Genomic DNA, 18,988 nt, shown 5'->3' with positions numbered 1-18,988 from the left:
CTATACCTTTCTCTGCCCTGGGTCTATGCCCTGGGCGGGCACCTGTGCAGAGGAGCTCATGGGTGCCCACAGAAGCCAGGTGCCTTATCTATGCACCGAGCGTCCTGCTTTCTCAGCCCGACTCAAGGCAGAAACCGCGAGTCGCCACGAGCAGGCCGAACACTCCAGCTTCATGGCCGACCTGATGGGCGGCAAGCTCGACCTTGAGGCCTACCGGCAGCTGCTCACCCAGTATGTCTATATTTATGAGGCCCTCGAAGGAGTCGCTGCTGGCTTCCGCGCCCACCCCAACCCCATCACCGAACCCTTCCTGCTAGAGGGCCTCGACCGGCTTGCCTCTATCGAGGCCGACCTGGCTGAACTGGGCGGCCCCACCGATGACCAGCCGCTACTGGCAACCGCCGACTATGCCGCAGCTATCCGGGCCACGGCATCCACCCCCGAACGCTTCTTGGCCCACCACTACCTGCGCTACCTGGGCGACCTTTCTGGTGGGCAGGCCGTGGCTGCCCTGGTTGCCCGGCACTACGGTGTGCCTGCCGAGGCGCTGAGCATGTACCGTTTTGAAGCCCTACCCAAGCCCAAGGTCTTCAAAGATTCCTACCGGGGCCTGCTCGATGCCGCCCCACTCACGGAAGCCCAGCGCGACGCACTGGTGGATGAGGCCCTGACTGGCTTCGACCACAACACCCGCGTGTTTGCCCAACTGGGGGAGTGCGTAACCCCATAAAGATATCGTCAGGGCGGTGCCCTCCACGCTTTGTGCAGGTTTCTTCGTGCATGTGCAGGATTTTCTCTGCACATGCACTAAGAACCCTGCGCAGACCCGGGACAGAAGGACGCCTGCCCCGGCTTACGCAAGCCGGGGCAGGCGTCCTGAGGTGCGCCCTAGGCGCTGCTCAGCGGTGAAAATGCGGGTTAGGCGGCTACCTCCTTGGATGAACGGTTCTTCAGGGCTGCTACTGCGATGAGAACAAGTCCGATAGCTACCATCCAGAAGAAGGCACCGACGTTGGGGTTCAACCAGGGTTCGCCTGCGTAGAGGATGTCTCGGGTGCCCTGACCGGCGAAACGGGCCGGGATCCAGGGGTAAATCCATTCGCTCCAGAAGCTTGGCAGGAACTGGCGGGGAACGCTGAGAGTTGCGGTGCCCAAAAGCATGGTCAGGGCTGAGAAGGCCACACCCTTGGTGCCCAGCAGGTTAACAAAACCTGTGGTCAGGGCAATGTACCCAGCCGAGAGGGCACTTAAAAAGAGAGCTAGCTCGGTGAAGGGCAGGCTGAAATCAGTGATGGACTGTACCACCCAGGTGGTGCCGAAACCAACCAGCAGCGCCGCCACAGCCCCGTAGACTACCTGCAGACCAGCGTTCACCCAGGCGGTAGTGCCGCGAGTCTGAGAAACAGAGTGCGATCCGGTGAGCAGAACAGACGAAACGAGTGAGCTGATAAAGGTGCCAATAAAGAGCATCATGGGGGCGAAGCTACCGGCAAAACCCCACTCGGTGGGAATCTTGTTTATGGTGGTCACGTTGATAGCCACCGGCGAGTTCTGACCCATGGCGGTCAGGGCGTTGGTTGCAGTCTGCACGCCCATCATGGTCTTGGACTGATCCACGGTCGCGGTCAGGGCGGCGGCTTCGCCGGTTCCGGCCTGCGCCGCAGCAGCGGCCTGGGAGAAGTCAGCCGGAATTTCAAGAACGGCGTAGTAGCCCTCGTCCTCAAGGAGCTCCTCGGTTGACTGGCCGCTGGTCATCAGAGTGAAGTCGAGGGCCTGCTGGTCGGCGGAGGTGAGGTTTTCAACTGCCTGCGCCCCGGCGTTGATGGTTTCGCCCGTTGGTAGAGTGACGCCGGAATCTGCATTGACGATAGCTACCGGCAGATTCTCTGCCTTAGCCCCCAGCATAGGGGTGACCATGAGCGCTGCGATGAGCAGGCCGATGAGCGGGGCGAGAAGGGGGAGGATCCAGCGTCTGGCGCTGGGGGTCTTGGTGTGTGAGTCAGTGGCGACCGTTGAGCCTGCCATGTCTATGCCTTTCTAATGCAACAATTTGTTGTATTTAATCCTAAAATCACCCTGCCAGGGCTAAATTAGACTTATTACAACACTTTGTTGTATTTCTAGGAGGAGACCGTGGCCCGCCCCCGTAAGGACTCAGCCCGACCCGGCGCCCGTCAGCGCATTACCGAAGCCTACTGGGCGCTGGCAGCCGAGCGAGCCTTCCCCGACATCGCCGTCGACCAGATTCTCAAACGCGCCGGGTGTAACCGCACCACCTTCTATTACCACTTTGAAAACCTCGCGGCGGTGCGCGCCGAAGCCGAAAAGCAGCGGCTAACCTCCGACAAATTCCTAAGTATTGCACGGCTTGTCATCAGCCGCGATGTGAACAGTAGCGCAGTGCGCGCCTTCTACGACGAAAACCTTGACCTTATCCGCTACCTGGCCCGCCAGCTGGCCCGCCAGCTGGCTGGCAGCCCCCAGGGCGAAGCCTCTGACAGGTTCAGAGCCGCCGTACGCGCTATGTGGATTGAGCAGGGGTTTCTGCGCGGTGATGGCGGTGACTCTGACCTGCTTCTAGCTGCCCACATTTTTCTGATAAACGGATTATTAGGGTCCATCGCTTCACTGGCAGATTTGAGGGAGGATGAATTCTTTGTGCGCCTTGATAGTTTCTCCCAGCTCTACAGCACAACGGTGATGAGCGTGCTCGCGGACGTCCTGCCTGCCAGCGCCCTCGAAGCGTTGGAGTAGGGGGTAGGTGTCTTGGCCTGTCTGTGGAGTAGCGGCACCTAGAACCCTGCACAGGGCTAAGACAGAAGGACGCCGCCACGACCCCTGCCTGCCCGAAGGCAAGGCAGGGGTCGCGGCGGCGTCCTTACACACAGTAGCTAGAGACTAGCTGGGGCAACCTCACCGAAGTAGCGGGCCAGGGTACCCTCGTGGGCTTGGCGCAGCTCGTCCAGGTCGATAGCGACCTCACCCTGAATATCCAGGGCGTGAGAGGCAGCATCGACCACGCCGATGCGGGCGAAGGGGTAGTTGCGGGCGGTGCACATGTCCTTGAAGCGGACCTCCTCAGAGCGGGGCACAGAGACAACCACGCGGCCCAGTGACTCTGAGAAGAGCAGGGTGAAGAGGTCAATACCGTCGCGCTCAGCAACCTCACCCAGGCCAAGGCGGGCACCGACGCCAAAGCGCAGGCAACCCTCAACCAGGGCAGCAGCCAGGCCACCGGCAGAGACGTCGTGGGCAGCATCAATCATGCCGTCGCGGCTCATGTTTACCAGCATGTCGCCCAGCAGCTTCTCGGCAGCCAGATCAACCTTGGGGGGCAGGCCGCCCAAGTGGCCCTTGAAGCGGGCCCACTCGGAGCCGTCCAGCTCGTCGCCGGTAGTGCCCAGCAGGTAGAGGGCCTGGCCGTCATGCTCAGGAGCCCAACCGGAGGGGGTGCGGCGGGTGACGTCGTCCATCACGCCCATCATGGCCACCACGGGGGTGGGGTTAATAGCCTTGCCACCGGTTTGATTATAGAGAGAGACGTTACCGCCGGTCACGGGAACGCCCAGTTCCATGCAGCCGTCGGCGATACCGCGTACAGCCTCAGCGAACTGCCACATGACGTCAGGGTCCTCGGGGGAACCGAAGTTCAGGCAGTCAGATACCGCAACAGGGCGGGCACCCACGGTAGCTACGTTGCGGTAGGCCTCAGCCAGGGAGGCCTTGGCGCCCTCGTAGGGGTCCAGCTTGGTGAAGCGGGGGTTAGAGTCGGTGGCCAGGGCAACGCCCAGGCCGGTCTCTTCGTCCACGCGAATTACGCCAGAATCATCGGGCATGGACAGGGCAGTGTTGCCCTGAACGTAGCGGTCGTACTGGTTGGTAATCCAGGCTTTAGAGCACATGTTGGGGGAGGCCATGAAAGCCTTGATTGCCTCGCCCAGCTCAGCGCCGGTGGGGCGGGCGTCGTCCGCAGCAGAGCCGGTGAAACGGTTAGCCTGTAGCTCATCCTGCCAGGCGGGGCGGGCGTAGGGGCGCTCATAGGTGGGGCCGTCGTGGGCGACGGTCTTGGGGTCAACGTCCACGATGATCTCGCCCTGCCACTCGATGGTCAGGCGGCCAGAGCCGGTCACCTCGCCCAGAATGGAGTACTCCACATCCCACTTGGCCATGATATCTTCGAAGCGGCTCAGGTTCTCGGGGGTCACAACCGCCATCATGCGTTCCTGGGACTCAGACATGAGAATCTCACCCGGGGTCAGGGTGGGGTCGCGTAGCAGAACCTTGGTCAAATCAACGTGCATACCGCCGTCACCGTTAGAGGCCAGCTCGGAGGTGGCGCAGGAGATACCCGCAGCACCCAGATCCTGAATACCCTCAACAATGGAGTTCTTGAAGAGCTCCAGGCAGCACTCGATCAGCACCTTCTCAGCGAAGGGGTCGCCTACCTGAACGGCGGGGCGCTTGGAGGGCTTGGTGTCGTCGAAGGACTCTGACGCCAGAACGGAGGCGCCACCAATGCCGTCGCCACCGGTGCGGGCACCGAAGAGGATGACCTTGTTGCCGGTGCCTGAGGCGTTTGCGGTGCGGATGTCCTCGTGGCGCATGATGCCCACAGCCAGGGCGTTGACCAGGGGGTTGGCCTGGTAGCACTCGTCGAACTCAACTTCGCCGCCGATGTTGGGCAGGCCCAGGGAGTTGCCGTAGCCGCCCACACCGGAGACAACGCCGGGCAGGACGCGGGCGGTGTCGGGGTGGTCAATGGCGCCGAAACGCAGGGGATCCATGACGGCCACAGGGCGGGCACCCATAGAGATGATGTCACGCACGATACCGCCCACACCGGTTGCTGCACCCTGGTAGGGCTCAACGTAGGAGGGGTGGTTGTGGGACTCAATCTTGAAGGTCACAGCCCAGCCCTTGCCAATGTTGGTCACACCGGCGTTCTCGCCGATACCAACCATGAGGTCCTTCTTCATCTCGTCGGTCACCTTAGAGCCAAACTGCTTGAGGTGCACCTTGGAGGACTTGTAGGAGCAGTGCTCTGACCACATGACCGAGTACATGGCCAGCTCGGCTGCGGTGGGGCGGCGGCCGAGAATCTTCTTGATGTCCTCGAACTCGTTTTCCTTCAGACCCAGCTCAGCCCAGGGCAGCTCGGTGTCGGGGGTGGCAGCGGCGTGCTCGACGGTGTCGAGGTTAAACTTCTTTTCGCTCAATGTTGGATTTCCTTATGACGCGGCGTTTAGGCCGAAACCAGCTTGTTCAGTACCGAGGTGAAGACGCCCAGACCGTCCGCGCCACCGCGCAGACCCACGGTGCCAAAACCGGAGGACGAGGGGCCGAAGCCGGGTTCGACGGCGTGCTCGGGGTGGGGCATGAGGCCAACCACGTTGCCGCGCTCGTTGGAGATGCCGGCGATGTCCTTGCGGGAACCGTTGGGGTTAACATCCACGTAGCGGAAGACGACGCGGCCTTCAGCTTCAAGCGCCTCAAGGGTCTTGGTGTCGGCAACGTACTGGCCGTCCTGGTTCTTGAGGGGCACCACGATGTTCTGGCCTGCTTCAAAGTCACTGGTCCAGAAGGTCTGGTTGGTTTCAACGCGCAGGATCTGGTCGCGGCAGATGAACTTGCGGTGGTCGTTCTTGATCATGGAGCCGGGCAGCAGGTGGGTTTCGGTCAGAATCTGGAAACCGTTGCAGATGCCAAGCACCGGCAGGGGGGCGGAGCCGGAGGTGCCAGCAGCGCTGGCTGCCTCAACGACCTTGCTCATGACCGGGGCCTTAGCGGCAATAGCGCCTGCGCGCAGGTAGTCACCGTATGAAAAACCGCCGGGCACGATCACGGCATCTACATCGTGTAGAGCTGCCTCATTGTGCCACAGCGGTACGGGGGTGCCACCTGCCAGGCGGACGGCGCGGGAAGCGTCGCGGTCGTCCAGGGTGCCGGGGAAGGTGATGACGCCAACGCGCACATCGGCCAGGGCAGGGTTGAGAATGGTCTGGGAGAAGTCGCCCACCAGGGGCACTTCGGTTGCTGCGAGGGATTCTGCCACGTCTTTTAGTCCTCCAGAGCTTCGACGTTGACCACGTCTTCAATCACGGGGTTAGACAGCAGCTCCTCAGCTGCCTGGCGGGCCTGCGCGAGCAGTTCTTCGGTGACTTCGCCCTCCACGGTCAGTTCAAAGCGCTTACCCTGACGGACGTCGGTGAAGTTGGTCAGACCGATGCGGGGAAGCTCGTGAGCGATAGCCTTGCCCTGGGGGTCGAGGATTTCGGGTTTGAGCATCACGTCAACAATAATACGGGCCATGAATGGGCACTCCTTGGGTGCTGGAATCTATATAGAGCCAGGTCTCATTTTACCTGATGGGTGCCGCTACGTCCCCCTGCTGAGATGGCGGGTGGCTTATGTTGCGCTCACGCCTGTGAAGGTGAAGCGTGCCTGGCTGAGGTGTGGCACCTTTTTTCATCTGCACGAAAAAATTTCGTGCAGATGAAAAGAAGTGCCACGTGAGTGTGAGGGATCAGAAAGTCTGGTCAGCCCCCGACCTCACCGATGCCCTGGACGCGTTTGACCAGCGGGCCGGGCACCGGGCTTTTCTGGGGCGTCTGGTTGTGATGAGCGTGCGTCATATCGCTGAGCGTGCGGCTGCCAGGTGCACGCTCAGCGATATGACGCACGCTCGATTCTGGCAAGGGGTTAGCGGAGGAGCGCCTGCGCCGCGTGCAGATTGGCTAGGGCGAGGGTTTTGTTGGTTCGGGCTAGGGCTAGGGCTGAGATGGTGAGGGCAACCAGGGCGCGGGCCTGGCCGTCCGCTTCGGCTGCGGTGAGGTGCGGACGCGCCCTGCCCAGCCCTGCGCGGAAGGCAGCAAACAGCTCGTCGTAGTAGCCGCTGATGGCTGCGCTGACCACTGGGTCGGTGCCCACCGGGGCGTTGGCTGCCGCTATGAGCAGACAGCCGGGGTGGCTGCTAGCAGAGCTGATGGAGTTAGCCAGGGTCTCAAAGTATTGTGTGAGGGCATCGGGTTTCGCCCTCTCGCTGGTAATGCGGGCAAGGAGTGGGCGGACGCTTTCTGCCAGGTAGTTCTCTACCGCCTCGTCAAAAAGGCCCTTTTTGGATTCGAAGGCGTGGTAGAGGCTGGAGCGCTTGAGGCCGGTTGCTTGCTCGAGGTCGGGGATTGAGGTTGCCTCGTAGCCCCGATCCCAAAAGATGCCGCGGGCTGCCCTGACGGCGTCCACTCGGTCGAAGGTTGCTGTGCGCCCCATGGTGTGCCTCGTTTCATAGCTAACAAAATTTTGTACTGACCATTCTAGTATATATTGGAATAAGCGTTGCAAAAACCTATGAGAGGATTTTCCCATGACCGTCGCCGGTATCATCGCCCTACTGCTCGCCGTCGCCCTGCACGTTTTTATCTTCTACCTTGAATCCTTCGCCTGGACCACCCGAGCCCTGCCCGTCTTCGGCATGAGCCGTGAATCAGCCGAACAGACCAAAGAAATGGCCTACAACCAGGGTTTCTACAATCTCTTTCTAGCCCTGATTGCCGCTGCCGGCGTCCTAGCCCATCTTGCCGGTGCCCCCGCCGTGGGCCTGGCCCTCATGCTCGCCGGTACCGGGTCAATGCTGGCCGCCGCAGCCGTCCTCTTCATCACCTCACCGGATAAGCGCCCCGCCGCCATGAAGCAGGGTGCCTTCCCGCTGCTCGCCGTCCTTTCGCTCGCTCTGGGCGCAGCCCTCTAAGGAACCCGTCGCCCTGCCCCGCCGCTGGCCGTAGCCTACAATAGCTACCTATGCGCACACCCTCTGCTTCATCTGCCTGGCTACACGCCCTAGCCCGCCGAATCCACTTCTACGCCGGTATTTTGGTGGCCCCCTTCATCGCGGTAGCGGCTGCCTCCGGCGCTCTCTATGCCCTGGCCCCGCAGATTGAGAAAATGGCGTACAGCCACGTGCTCACAGCTCCGGCCACCGAAACCCGTCTCAACCTCGACGAGCAGGTTGCTGCAGCCAACGCCTATGCGGGGCAGGAGTCGCCGGTGGCCGTCCGCCCGGCTGTCGCTCCCGGCACCACCACCCGCGTTATGTACGCCGACGAAACCCTGGGCGAATCAACCACCCGCACCATCTTCCTTGACCCCGGCACCGGGCAGGTACTGGGTGAGTACCCGGTCTACGGCTCCAGCGGTGCCCTGCCCTTCCGCACCTGGGTGAGCGGCCTGCACCGCAACCTGCACCTGGGGGAGGTGGGGCGAATCTACAGCGAACTGGCTGCCTCCTGGCTCTGGGTGATTGCGATTAGTGGTCTGGTGTTGTGGGGTCTGCGTGCCCGCAGGCTGAGCCGGGGTAAGGACGCCCTCGCGCCGCGCCGCGGGCTCCGTGGCTACCTGCGCACCCTCTCCCGCCACAGTGCCTTGGGCTTTTGGGTAGCGCTAGGCCTGCTCTTTCTCTCAGCAACAGGTTTGACCTGGTCAACTTACGCCGGAGCAAACGTGAGTGACCTGCGGGCAGCCCTCAGCTGGACCACCCCTTCTGTCAGCACTTCTCTCACCGGGGCCGCAACAGATTCTTCGGATTCAGCCGACCACGCTGCCCCTGCATCTGGAAGCTCCACTGGGGCGCCTATTACTCTGCCCGTGACCTCCTACACCAAGGTTCTCAGCGCCGCCCGGGCAGTGAACATTGATTCGGTAAACCTTGAGATCCGCCCGGGCGCCGACGCAGAAACCGCCTGGGTGGTTCAAGAAACCCAGCGTTTCTACCCAACCCAAGTGGACTCGGTAGCTATCAACCCCTACACCTATAAGGTGGTAGACCGCACCGATTTTGCGGACTACCCGCTAGCCGCCAAGCTAACCCGCTGGGGGATTGACCTGCACATGGGTGTTCACCTTGGTTGGGTCAATCAGCTTGTGATGTTTGGGCTGGCTCTGGCAACACTGGCTTTGAGCGCCTGGGGGTATGTTATGTGGTGGCAGCGCCGCCCGCGCAGCGGAGGTAAGGTTGGCCCGGCCCCCACCCTCGCCTCTGTGCGGCAGGTACCGTTTTGGGTCTGGGTTCTTCTGCTCTCTGGCACACTGGCAGTTGGGTTCTTTTTGCCGGTGCTGGGTGCGAGCCTGCTAGTTTTTGTGGTAGCAGACCTGGCGGTGCAGGCTATCAGGTGGCTTATGTTGCGCTCACGCCTGTGAAGATGAAACGTGTCTGGCTGAGGTGTGGCACTTCTTTTCGTCTGCACGAAAAAATTTCGTGCAGACGAAAAGAAGTGCCACGTGAGTGTGAGGGGGCAGGACGCCGGTGAACCGCCGCACGCCTTCATCTTTTACATCGGATTCTTCGCCTGGAGCACCCCCCGGGGGCTCAGCGTCTTCGGCCTTACCCGCGAAAGCGCCGAGCAGACCCGGGAAATGGTCTACAACCAGGGGTTCTACAACCTCTTTCTCGGTTTCATCGCGGCCGCAGGCGTGATTCTCTACTGGGCCGGTTTATCCGAGGCTGGCCTAGCCCTGGTCATTGCCGGAGCCGGCTCTATGCTGGCGGCGGCAGCCGTCCTTTTCCTAGCTCTTGCGCTGCTTGCCCTCGGTGTCTCTATCTCAAAGTTGCCTGTCAGGCTAAGCGAAAAGTTGCTGGGAGCCTGCTCCCCAAACCCCCGGTGATGCCAGCACAAAAATCACCGGTGGTGCCCCTGCTCTTGCTAGCAGAAACACCCCCGGTGAGGCTATCCCCTTATGCCCCCTCTCGGCTTACTCTGCGGGTAGGTAGCCTAAATCGCGGGCGATATCAGCGGTGAGTTCGTTTGATTCAACAACAGGCTCGGCAGTCTCTTGACTGCTTGTGGCGGTGTTCGAAGATGACGAACTTGCCTGGAAGGTGAGGGTCTCCAGGTCATTGGGGGCGGTTAAAGAAGTGGTGGAACCGTCCCCGTTGATATCGATAGCCTGGGGGAGGCTTTCAACCGAGCCGTCATTGTCGAAGTCGATACCTTCATTAGCCACCCACTCTTTGTCGTTGTAGGTGACGTAGAAGCCCTGAGCAGCCTGGCCGAGCCCGGTAGCTTCGACCAGATTGGTCTCGTCAAGAGTGTCACCGGTACGGGTGGAGTAGCCGAAGTAGGTTGAACCATCGGTTCGTTTGAGACCGGTCAGCTGGTAGCTGTAGTTCATGATGCTTAGATAGTTGGGTTTGAAATTGACCTCGTCGGTACCGCCGTGGTGCAGGCCAAGGTTGTGACCCAGCTCGTGGATGAAGGTGCCAATACGAGTTTCGCTGTTGGCCTGGCCCCAGTAGGTCTGACCAACGGTCACGATGAACTCCCGGCCGTGGATCCAGCCCTGGCCTGACGAGCTGCTGTTACCGTAGTAGTCACCCCAAATCATATAGTGAAATACGCTGGTGCGGGCAGGGTCTGACTCGGTGCCACGCAGGGTCACCGCTTCGTCTACCCCGGTTAAAGCCTTGTGGGGAATCTCGTTACCGCCTCCAAGGTCGTACTTGGGGTAGATGCTGCCAGCGTCGAGATGCAGGTTGATACCATTACTGCCGTCAGGGTTATCAAGGGGGAGTTCTGCGAAAGTCTGGACGATGGTGTCTAGCTCGGCCTCACTTGCGATTTCACCGGGCATGTAGTCCATTTCCACGAAAATATCTTTGTGGTTGGGGTCAGCGCCCAGGGCAGGGAAGTCAATGTCGATGACTCCGTCATTGTTGTAGTCGTAGCCTTCGGTTTCCCAGGTATCGAGAAGCTTGTCTCCATCAGCATCCACGGAGGCCGAGGCCGCTGGTAGTGGCAGACCACTGACTGCTAGCGCGGTAATGGCAATGGTGGCTAATTTGCGAGAAAAATGCATGAGATATAAATCCGTTCTATAAAGCGTTGATGTTGTCATGGTTGGCGCTTGATAGGGGGACGCTTGATCTCTATATAAGGGGATATCCGAGCACGCTACCAACTCAAAAGATGGTGTGCAAGGGGCGTGTCGCGGCATAAAGCTTCTCGGGCCGCACCCGGCGGCGTGAATACCTCACGAGATAGAGTGACTACTCAGCGGGCAGATGGCCTAAATCGCGTGCTACCTCGGCAGTCAGCTCGCTGGAAACTACCTCGGGCAGAGCGCCCGGCTGGCGGGGCTGGGGCGCTTGCGACACCTCGGTACTGCTGCCTAGAGGGTGGGGTTCCACCTGGAAATTGAGCAGGTCTAGGTCATTTGGGGCAGTCAGCTTGCCGATAACCCCGTCGCCGTTCACGTCAATAGTCTGCGGCTTGTGGGTAATCGTGCCGTCACCGTTGAAATCTATGCCCTGGTCAGCAACCCACTGCTGGCCGTTGACGGTGGCAAAGAACCCCTGAGCTTTCTTGCTCAGGCCCTTTGTCTCCATCACGACCTTCTCATTGAGGGTGGTAATCGCCCGGTAGGAATAACCAAAGGAGGTTGTTCCATCAGTCTTCTTGATGCCATCCAGCGTGTAGAGGTAATTCATCACGCTCATATAGTTGGGCTTGTAGTTGATTTCATCGGCTCCACCGTGGCCGAGACCCAGGTTATGCCCCAGCTCGTGAATAAACACGCCAATACGGATGGAGCTGCTGGCCTCGCCCCAGTAGGTATCACCTACGGTCACAATAAATACGCGCCAGTTGTAATATCCTTGACCGGAGGAAGCCGTATCTCCGTAGTAGTCGCCCCAAATCATGTAATGAAAAATGGGTTCACGGGCGGGGTCAGAGTGCTCACCGCGCAGGAGCCAGGCGTCGTAGGCGCCTTCAGCTAAGCCCTGGTGGGGAATCTCGTTACCGCCACCTAGGTCGTATTTAGGGTAGATGCTGCCCGCGTCAAGGTGCAGGTTAATGCCTGTGGTGCCATCAGGGTTCTTGACGGGCATATCGGCAAAGGTCTGCACGATGACGTCGAGCTCGGCTTCGGTGGCGAGCTCACCTGGCATATAGTCCATCTCAACAAAGAGATCCTTCTGATAGGGGTTGGCACCGAGCGCGGGGAAGTCAATGTCGATGGTTCCGTCCCCGTCGAAGTCGTAGCCTTGGGTCTCCCAAACGTCGAGAATCTTATCGCCGTCGGTGTCAGAGGGGGTGGCCTCTGCGGCAGGTATTGCCAGGCCTGTAAGGGCTAGAACCGCCACCGCTGTGGTGGCGAGCTTTCGTAAAAAACGCATGTGTAGTCCGTTCCAAAGAGGTGTAAAAGGGGTTTTACGCGGGGGCTCTCGGGTGCGGTGATTGGGTCTATACTAAAGGCAGGTGTGGCTTAGAACATATTCTTTTGGCTTCGCCACGGTTTAGAGAGTCTTATCAAGTTCATCAAGCAAACACTGCCGTAGAGTCGCCGAGCGCCCAGCAAAGGCCCGTTGCTGGCGCACGTACTCGGCCTTACCCTCGGGGGTCTCGATCTTGACCGGCTCGTAACCCCAGTCTTGCAGGTCGTAGGGGGCAGCCTTCATATCGAGTTCGCGCACGTCCCAAGCCAGTTCGAAGCAGTCCATGACCAGGCTCGACGGGATGAGGGGCAGAAGCTTGTAGGCCCACTTATAGATATCCATGTTGGCATGCAGGCAGGCGGGCTGCTCCAGGTTGCGCTGTTGCTCCCGCGTCGGCTGCACCTCATTCAAGGGAACCGCCTGCGGCATGAAGAAACGGAAGGCATCAAAATGGGTGCAGTGAATCTTGTGGCCCTCCACCACTCGGTCGGTACCCTCAGCCCCTAGGCGCAGTTCTAGGTAGTCGTGGCGGATGTTATTCTCCACCGACTTATAAGTCATCGCCCACTCGTGTAGGCCAAAGCAGCCAAAGAAACCGGGTTTGGCCGCGGTTTTGCCCAGGATAATTCGCGCAAAATCAATGGCTGACGCGCGGTCCTCAGCAAACTTTTCGGTATCGACAAGGACGCTGGTGCCCGCCTGCGCCGCCGCGGCGGCTTCGGCAGGTGGCAGGCCTGCCTCTTCTAGCTCCTGCCGGGTAGCGGCCCGGTAGAACTTCCAGTCTGCCCGCTCACCGGCGTCCTGCAGAATGACCCCCGCACCGGGGTGCCAGCGCATAAACTGCCCGGGCTTGAGGGTGTAGTAGGTGAAGAGGAAGTCCTCAACGGGGTGGGCCTGGCCGCGCTCGCGCCGCCCTGCAAAGGGCAGGGCGTAGCGGCCGGAGCGCTGTTTATGGGCGGACGCTTGGGCGCGCCAATCGTCCGGGGCAAGGAGGGTGAGGGGCATGGGGTCTATTCTAGCTCGCCCCCATACGCTAACCTGATTTCTGGCCAGCTCATAGGGCATAAATGAATTGAAGGCTTGCACATGAGAAATGGCCCCATATTCTCGAAACTAATATAGAGGCTTATTCATAAGGTCTGTCTCGAGGCACCCCTGGGCTCGCACTCGCTGCCGACCCTCTCGCCCGGTTCGCTTCGCTCACAAGGCGATTCACGCCAGCCACCGAGCCAGCAGCTTCGCTGCGAGCCCGGGGCACCTCTGCCCTTATGAATAAGCCTCAGTTTCCCCTACAACACCATCAGCCCCTATCCGGGCACGATTAATAACTCCATCAAGGCGCTGGGCAGCAATAGAGCATTCAGGGCAGTCCTTAGGGTCATGGTGAGCCGCAAAAATAGGGTAAGAAATTGCACCCGAGGTATGCTTTAGCCAGGCATTGCCCCTGCAAGTTCCACAGGTAAGAGCCGTATCGGCACCGTCTTTTTTCTTATCTCTTTCGCCATTTTCGACAAGCTGCTTATAAGCAATTGCACTTAAGATTAGGTAATTTTTATAGACTAAACCAGTTAGGATAACTAGTACCGTATCTTTTGATTTTTCCCTCTAAGTGCATTCCGTCAATTTTAATAGGTATAGCAGGGACTGATATTTGACCGTATGGTGAATCAACATTAGAAATATTATGATGCGTTGCAAGATATGAATATTTTCTATCACTGTCTTTTGTATTAGAAATTTTGAATAGCTCTTGGGCTGCACCTAAAAGGCTAATATGCACAACACCAGACTGATTATAAGCAAGTGATTCAAGAATACGTGCAGCTAAGATAAATCCGGTGGAATGATCAAGAGCTTGGACAGGAAGGGCTCCCGGGACTAGCTCACCATCTGAATTCACCGTACTGCATAAGTGAGATATACCGGTTGCGGCTTGCACAATTGAATCAAAACCTGCACGCGTAGCCCAAGGGCCCGACTCTCCCCAGGCTGATAGACTAGCGATAAGGAGGTCTGGATATTTATTCCGCAATTTTGAAAGACTGAGACCAAATTTATCTAAGGAATGTGGACTATACCCGAGTATGACAACATGCGCTTGAGAGATAAGACTATTGATCATTTTTTTATTATGTGAAAAATCAACAATAGCTGTATTTTTACCCATGCCATTTGAAATATATTGATCTTCTAACTCAGGCATGGAAGGTGGATCTATTCGTAGAACGTCTGCGCCCAAACAAGCGAGGATTTGAGTACAAGTAGGGCCAGCAACAACTCTAGTTAAATCAAGCACTCTAATTCCTGACGCAGGTAGATAGTAATCAGTCAGATTAGGTGGTGCATTATCTTTTTGTGATACCTCCGTTTTAATCCAGGCAGTTTCAATCATTTCTTTAGATTGGTCAGTCTGATTCCACTCATCTGAGCTTCGAACTGCTGACGCAATACCGCCGTTGAGAATTATTGATTCTTCAATTTCATGTTTTGGCAAAGATAAAAACAATTTGGTTAAATTTTCTCTATCATTAGTCCCAAAACATTCTGTTAACGCTTTGGCGTGATGTGGGTAATTGCCATGTAGCCTGACCCACCCATCTAGTGTCTTAAAGAATCCTGAAAGAGGGCTCCATGGTACGGTTTTTCGGTTCTGGACTTCTAGATTTTCTAAACTGGAAAATGAAAATGGTATTTGGGGTATATCTAGCGTAAAAGTGCTCTCAACGCCTCTTGCGTCAGCAAGACACTGAGCAGCCTCTACTGCTGATGTCACAGAGTACAGCGCCAGGGCCGAAACATCCAAAGGGCAGTGTCGCCATTCATCAAATCGATATGTATACGTATGAGAATCTACCTGCATATCTAGTTGATACCACCTTTCCAACCCAAATAACAGACTTGCCTGTAAAAGGAACCAATCCGTAAGTTCAGCTTCAGGCACCTAGCTATCCGAACGGTTGCTAGATACACACAGGAAAGAACTACTCGAAATGAGCTGTCATCTCAGCCAACCTGTTAAAGTCATTCTCGCCAGCTATCAGACTAGTGAAGCTGTGTGTCCTGGTGTGCGAGTAATAAGTGTAATATTCACGTAATAGCAAGCCAGGCCAGAATCTGTTCTCTCCCTGTATGCTAGATTCTACATCAAGGTGTTGCTTGGGACACATTATGAATAGGTAATATATTCAAAATTGGCCCTTACAAACTCCAGGATGATCATATTCGTAAGGACCTGATGGAGCTCAGCTGGTGAGAATAATGTTCAAAGGGTTCACGGCATGCTCCTTTAGTGCTTGACCAGCCGGTTGGCTGAATTTTTTTTGGGGGGGGGTAAAGAAGATGTGACGTACAACAAAATTATGTCGGGTCAATTCCTTTCGTCAAGGCCCTGTGCCAAAAGCTGCCTAAATTTTTTTCAGATGCTCACTGACATGAGCAAAAGCCAAGCCCCGGGCCAGCAGCGTGGCGCTACCAGCCCGGGGCCCGGGCGTCCTCGCGGAAAAACCTAGTTCACAACCTAGCGGCCGGTACCACCGTACACGGTAGCCTCACCCTCGGTATCAAGGTCAAAAGCTGAGTGCACAGCGCGCACAGCCTCATCAAGCTTCTCAATATCGGTGATAACCGAAATGCGGATCTCAGAGGTAGAAATCATCTCGATGTTCACACCGGCGGTGCTCAGCGCGTCAAAGAACTTAAAGGACACACCGGGGTTGGACTTCATACCCGCACCCACCAGCGACAGCTTACCGATATGCTCCTTGTACTCCACCTCTTCGAAGCCCAGCTCGTCCTTTTTCGCCTCAAGGGCAGCCAGAGCGGCAGCGCCCTGATCCTGAGGCAGAGTGAAGGAGATATCGGTGACGTCGGGGCGGTCGGTTGAGACGTTCTGAACAATCATGTCGAGGTTCACGTTGGTCTCATTGAGAATACCGAACACCTTGGCCGCAGAGCCGGGCACATCGGGCACACCGATAACGGTGACCTTAGCCTGGCTACGGTCGTGGGCGACGCCCGAGACGAGGGGCTGTTCCAAGGGGATCTCCTTCAAATTAGTTTCCATACCCTCATTGTCGGGGATAACGAGAGTGCCTTCAAGCTGTGAGAACGAAGAGCGAACATGCAGCTTCAGGTTGAAACGGCGCGCGTACTCCACCGAGCGCAGGTGAAGAATCTTGGCGCCGTTAGCAGCCATCTCCAGCATTTCTTCGCTCGTGACGGTATCGAGCTTGTGGGCGGACGGCACGATACGCGGGTCAGCGGTGAACACACCGTCGACGTCTGAGTAAATCTCACAGACGTCGGCACCCAGCGCAGCAGCCAGGGCAACGGCGGTAGTATCGGAGCCGCCACGGCCCAGGGTGGTGATGTCACGGGTCTGCCGGTTCATCCCCTGAAAGCCCGCAACAATCGCCACATTGCCCTCATCAAGGGCGGTGCGAATACGGTCAGGCTTGACCTCAACCAGGCGGGCAGAGCCGTGCACACCGTCGGTAATCATGCCGGCCTGGGAGCCGGTGAAGGACTGGGCTCGGCCACCCATGCTGTTAATAGCCAGGGCCAACACGGCCATAGAGATTCGCTCGCCAGCGCTCAACAACATATCGAGTTCACGCGAGGGGCCGGCATTGGGGGTTACTTCAGCCGCAAGGTCGAGCAGTTCATCGGTGGTATCGCCCATTGCTGAGACCACCACGACGACCTCGTTGCCAGCCTTCTGCGTGTCCACAATACGGCGGGCCACACGCTTAATACCCTCGGCATCAGAAACCGAGGACCCACCGAACTTTTGGACAATCAGGCTCATTGAAACTTCTCCAGTACAAAGGTGTTGAAGGTGCCGGGCATTTGCCGGCCTAAACCTATCGTAGGGGTGGCGCGCCTTTATGAACGATTTTTGCTCACATGACGGGAATATAACGTGTATTACGTCCAGGGGTTGACGTAGGTCTTACCCGGAATCGGAGGAATCTCTGGAGCAACCGTGCGTAGCGGGGTCTTCTTCAGCTCTTTGAGAGTGCTCTCGTAGGCTTCGCGGCGCTCGCCCTCCTGGGAATCAGTTTCGCTCTCGTCTAGCTGCTCAGCTTCAAAGGCGGCAACGGCAGCCTGTTCGGCCCTCTCTTCGGCTGAAAGGTCACCGGGGATGCTGGTGCTTTCTTGGGAGGCCAGTTCTTGATTCAGTAGTTCCTCGTTGAGGTCGCCCTGCTCGGGTGCTACCTGGCTAGGTGCAGGGGAGGGGGTGGCGTCCTGCCCCTCAATCTCGCCGAACATGGAGCCAGACCAGCGGGCGCGCGGTGACCGCGCCGCCTCGTCCGCGGCAGCCTGCTGGGCCTTTTCCTGTGCTTCTGCCCGGGCGGCCTCCTCGAAATCCGCAGCGGGGTTGGCGCTCTCGGCGCGGGTGCCCTCGCTAATCACGCGGCGGCCCTCAAGCGCTCGCCCCAGGGTAATCTCATCGGCGTATTCCAGATCGCCACCTACAGGCAGGCCGGAAGCCAGGCGCGACACCCGGATACCAATTGGCACCAGCAGACGCGACAGGTAGGTGGCTGTGGCTTCTCCTTCAAGGTTGGGGTCCATGGCCAGAATCAACTCGGTAATGCGCTCATCAGACAGACGGGCCACCAGTTCACGGATGCGTAGCTGCTCAGGGCCCACACCACCCAGCGGATTGATGGACCCGCCCAGCACGTGGTAGCGGCCGGTGAAAGAACGAGTGCGTTCAACAGCCACTACATCCTTAGACTCCTCGACCACACACAGCACCGACGGGTCGCGTTGCTCGTCACGGCAAATTGCGCACAGCTTGGTCTCAGACACGTTGCCGCAAATTTCACAGAAGCTCACGGTCTTCTTCACGCGGGCAATTGCGTCCGTCAGTTTAGTCATCTCATCGGGCTCAGAATTCAGAATGTAGAAGGCGATGCGCTGGGCGGACTTGGGACCCACTCCGGGTAGGCGGCCTAGCTCGTCGATGAGATTCTGGACGGCGCTCTCGTACACTTATACTCCTTGAGCCCGGCAGGTTTGGGTGCCGGTGCTTATTTTTTGTTGACTAGCCCTGGTGGAGGGGCCGCTCGTCAATGACCTTGCCACCCAGAATCTTTTCTACGGCCTTCTGACCGATGAGTACGGACGATTCGAGGGCAGCATCGTCGTCGCTGGGGGTGAAATCTTCGGGGGCCTCGGGTGCTTCTGGGGCCGGGGCTTGGCCCCGCTGTACAGCCTGTTGACCTGCCGCAATCTGTGCAGCGTGGCGTTCACGGAAAGACAGTTTACCGCCCGGTTTACTTTTTTCTGGGGCCGGGTCTGCTGGGGTACTAGGACGTTGGAGCGCAGCCGGTGCCTCCTGCTCGGGTGATGCAGAACCCGGCTCCGCACGGTGCTCGGGCGCAGTCTCGGGGGTCTCGTCAAAGTAGCCACCCTCGCCGTTGGCATACTCAGAGGCTGGTCCGGTGGTGCCGCCGGTGGCGGAATTCTCTGCGGTCTCTTCTGATGCCTGCCCGGAGGCCTCACCTCCCTGATGCTCGGAGTTAATTGCCGCGTTGTCGGCACCTTTGTGACCCTGCTCGGCCAGGCCCTGCGTGGTGGGCACAGGCTCTAGTGAGACCGCGTGAGGGCTCTGCTCATGCTGGCCCGCGCTACCCCCCTGTTCGGGGTGTTCACTGGCCAGCGAGATGTTTTGTTGCTCTTGTGAGCCACTGGACGGGTGCTGGGCCTTTGCGATTTCGACCGGGTCTGCCTCGCCTTCAATGACGCGTAGATGCTGTCTCTTATACACAGCTG

General features: G+C 58.4%; 16 protein-coding genes and 1 pseudogene. 5 read left to right on the top strand and 12 right to left on the bottom strand.

Annotated features, from left to right (window positions below; translation table 11 throughout):
• The first annotated feature begins 58 nt into the window (after window positions 1–58).
• On the top strand, window positions 59–730 hold the full coding sequence (locus L6966_RS04600; protein ID WP_237224254.1) for a biliverdin-producing heme oxygenase: 672 nt from the start codon (window positions 59–61) through the stop codon (window positions 728–730).
• A gap of 188 nt (window positions 731–918) precedes the next feature.
• Here the strand turns inward: L6966_RS04600 and L6966_RS04595 are convergent, their stop codons facing one another.
• Window positions 919–2,025: a YhgE/Pip domain-containing protein gene (locus L6966_RS04595; protein ID WP_237224255.1), complete on the bottom strand. Its 1,107-nt coding sequence runs from the start codon at window positions 2,023–2,025 to the stop codon at window positions 919–921.
• 108 nt (window positions 2,026–2,133) lie between these two features.
• Between L6966_RS04595 and L6966_RS04590 the strand changes: the two genes are divergently transcribed.
• Entirely contained in the window at window positions 2,134–2,754 is a 621-nt protein-coding gene (locus tag L6966_RS04590) for a TetR/AcrR family transcriptional regulator (RefSeq protein ID WP_237224256.1), read from the top strand.
• Between the two features lie 137 nt (window positions 2,755–2,891).
• Here L6966_RS04590 and purL read toward each other — a convergent pair whose 3' ends face one another.
• From purL to L6966_RS04570, 4 genes are all read right to left on the bottom strand, one after another.
• Window positions 2,892–5,216 (bottom strand): phosphoribosylformylglycinamidine synthase subunit PurL, encoded by a 2,325-nt coding sequence (gene purL, locus L6966_RS04585; RefSeq protein ID WP_237232950.1) that lies wholly within the window; start codon window positions 5,214–5,216, stop codon window positions 2,892–2,894.
• 26 nt (window positions 5,217–5,242) lie between these two features.
• Window positions 5,243–6,052 (bottom strand): phosphoribosylformylglycinamidine synthase subunit PurQ, encoded by an 810-nt coding sequence (gene purQ / locus L6966_RS04580; RefSeq protein WP_237232949.1) that lies wholly within the window; start codon window positions 6,050–6,052, stop codon window positions 5,243–5,245.
• Window positions 6,053–6,057: 5 nt separating this feature from the next.
• A complete protein-coding gene (gene purS / locus L6966_RS04575; protein WP_237224259.1) occupies window positions 6,058–6,309 on the bottom strand; it encodes a phosphoribosylformylglycinamidine synthase subunit PurS in 252 nt (83 codons plus the stop codon).
• 390 nt (window positions 6,310–6,699) lie between these two features.
• The gene (locus tag L6966_RS04570; protein WP_237232948.1) at window positions 6,700–7,266 is read right to left on the bottom strand and encodes a TetR/AcrR family transcriptional regulator; all 567 of its coding nucleotides are present in this window, start codon (window positions 7,264–7,266) and stop codon (window positions 6,700–6,702) included.
• Window positions 7,267–7,360: 94 nt separating this feature from the next.
• On the opposite strand from L6966_RS04570, the gene L6966_RS04565 reads away from it, so the two are divergent.
• The 3 genes from L6966_RS04565 to L6966_RS04555 all read left to right on the top strand — a co-directional run bounded on the left by L6966_RS04565 (window position 7,361) and on the right by L6966_RS04555 (window position 9,654).
• Window positions 7,361–7,744, top strand: coding sequence for a DUF1304 domain-containing protein (locus tag L6966_RS04565; protein ID WP_083092753.1), 384 nt, complete (start codon window positions 7,361–7,363; stop codon window positions 7,742–7,744).
• A 50-nt stretch (window positions 7,745–7,794) separates the two neighbouring features.
• On the top strand, window positions 7,795–9,189 hold the full coding sequence (locus L6966_RS04560) for a PepSY-associated TM helix domain-containing protein (protein WP_237232947.1): 1,395 nt from the start codon (window positions 7,795–7,797) through the stop codon (window positions 9,187–9,189).
• Between the two features lie 81 nt (window positions 9,190–9,270).
• Window positions 9,271–9,654 carry a DUF1304 domain-containing protein gene (locus tag L6966_RS04555; RefSeq protein WP_083092755.1) on the top strand — a complete coding sequence of 128 codons (384 nt, stop codon included), beginning with the start codon at window positions 9,271–9,273 and terminating at the stop codon, window positions 9,652–9,654.
• Window positions 9,655–9,741: 87 nt separating this feature from the next.
• On the opposite strand, the gene L6966_RS04550 is transcribed toward L6966_RS04555, so the two are convergent.
• From L6966_RS04550 to L6966_RS04520, 7 genes and pseudogenes are all read right to left on the bottom strand, one after another.
• Window positions 9,742–10,845 (bottom strand): zinc-dependent metalloprotease family protein, encoded by a 1,104-nt coding sequence (locus tag L6966_RS04550; RefSeq protein WP_237232946.1) that lies wholly within the window; start codon window positions 10,843–10,845, stop codon window positions 9,742–9,744.
• A 190-nt stretch (window positions 10,846–11,035) separates the two neighbouring features.
• Window positions 11,036–12,166: a C4-dicarboxylate ABC transporter substrate-binding protein gene (locus L6966_RS04545; protein ID WP_237232945.1), complete on the bottom strand. Its 1,131-nt coding sequence runs from the start codon at window positions 12,164–12,166 to the stop codon at window positions 11,036–11,038.
• A 120-nt stretch (window positions 12,167–12,286) separates the two neighbouring features.
• The gene (locus L6966_RS04540; protein ID WP_237224265.1) at window positions 12,287–13,210 is read right to left on the bottom strand and encodes a 3-methyladenine DNA glycosylase; all 924 of its coding nucleotides are present in this window, start codon (window positions 13,208–13,210) and stop codon (window positions 12,287–12,289) included.
• A 547-nt stretch (window positions 13,211–13,757) separates the two neighbouring features.
• Window positions 13,758–15,146: a CoA transferase gene (locus L6966_RS04535; protein WP_237232944.1), complete on the bottom strand. Its 1,389-nt coding sequence runs from the start codon at window positions 15,144–15,146 to the stop codon at window positions 13,758–13,760.
• Window positions 15,147–15,722: 576 nt separating this feature from the next.
• Window positions 15,723–17,012 (bottom strand): aspartate kinase, encoded by a 1,290-nt coding sequence (locus L6966_RS04530; protein ID WP_083090965.1) that lies wholly within the window; start codon window positions 17,010–17,012, stop codon window positions 15,723–15,725.
• A 119-nt stretch (window positions 17,013–17,131) separates the two neighbouring features.
• Complete coding sequence (gene recR / locus L6966_RS04525; RefSeq protein WP_237232943.1) at window positions 17,132–18,205, bottom strand: recombination mediator RecR; 1,074 nt, start codon at window positions 18,203–18,205, stop codon at window positions 17,132–17,134.
• 52 nt (window positions 18,206–18,257) lie between these two features.
• Window positions 18,258–18,988 (bottom strand): annotated as a pseudogene (locus L6966_RS04520) (hypothetical protein); the annotation flags it as partial.

This window comes from Rothia nasisuis (assembly GCF_928381405.1).
Lineage (GTDB): Bacteria > Actinomycetota > Actinomycetes > Actinomycetales > Micrococcaceae > Rothia > Rothia nasisuis.
Note: the sequence above shows the minus strand (reverse complement) of the source record. Positions and strands in the feature narration are given on the sequence as shown.

Coding starts and splice junctions, on each gene's coding strand:
- L6966_RS04600 (WP_237224254.1), top strand. CDS start 59: ATGGGTGCCCACAGAAGCCAGGTGCCTTATCTATGCACCGAGCGTCCT.
- L6966_RS04595 (WP_237224255.1), bottom strand. CDS start 2,025: ATGGCAGGCTCAACGGTCGCCACTGACTCACACACCAAGACCCCCAGC.
- purS (WP_237224259.1), bottom strand. CDS start 6,309: ATGGCCCGTATTATTGTTGACGTGATGCTCAAACCCGAAATCCTCGAC.
- L6966_RS04570 (WP_237232948.1), bottom strand. CDS start 7,266: ATGGGGCGCACAGCAACCTTCGACCGAGTGGACGCCGTCAGGGCAGCC.
- L6966_RS04565 (WP_083092753.1), top strand. CDS start 7,361: ATGACCGTCGCCGGTATCATCGCCCTACTGCTCGCCGTCGCCCTGCAC.
- L6966_RS04560 (WP_237232947.1), top strand. CDS start 7,795: ATGCGCACACCCTCTGCTTCATCTGCCTGGCTACACGCCCTAGCCCGC.
- L6966_RS04550 (WP_237232946.1), bottom strand. CDS start 10,845: ATGCATTTTTCTCGCAAATTAGCCACCATTGCCATTACCGCGCTAGCA.
- L6966_RS04545 (WP_237232945.1), bottom strand. CDS start 12,166: ATGCGTTTTTTACGAAAGCTCGCCACCACAGCGGTGGCGGTTCTAGCC.
- L6966_RS04540 (WP_237224265.1), bottom strand. CDS start 13,210: ATGCCCCTCACCCTCCTTGCCCCGGACGATTGGCGCGCCCAAGCGTCC.
- L6966_RS04530 (WP_083090965.1), bottom strand. CDS start 17,012: ATGAGCCTGATTGTCCAAAAGTTCGGTGGGTCCTCGGTTTCTGATGCC.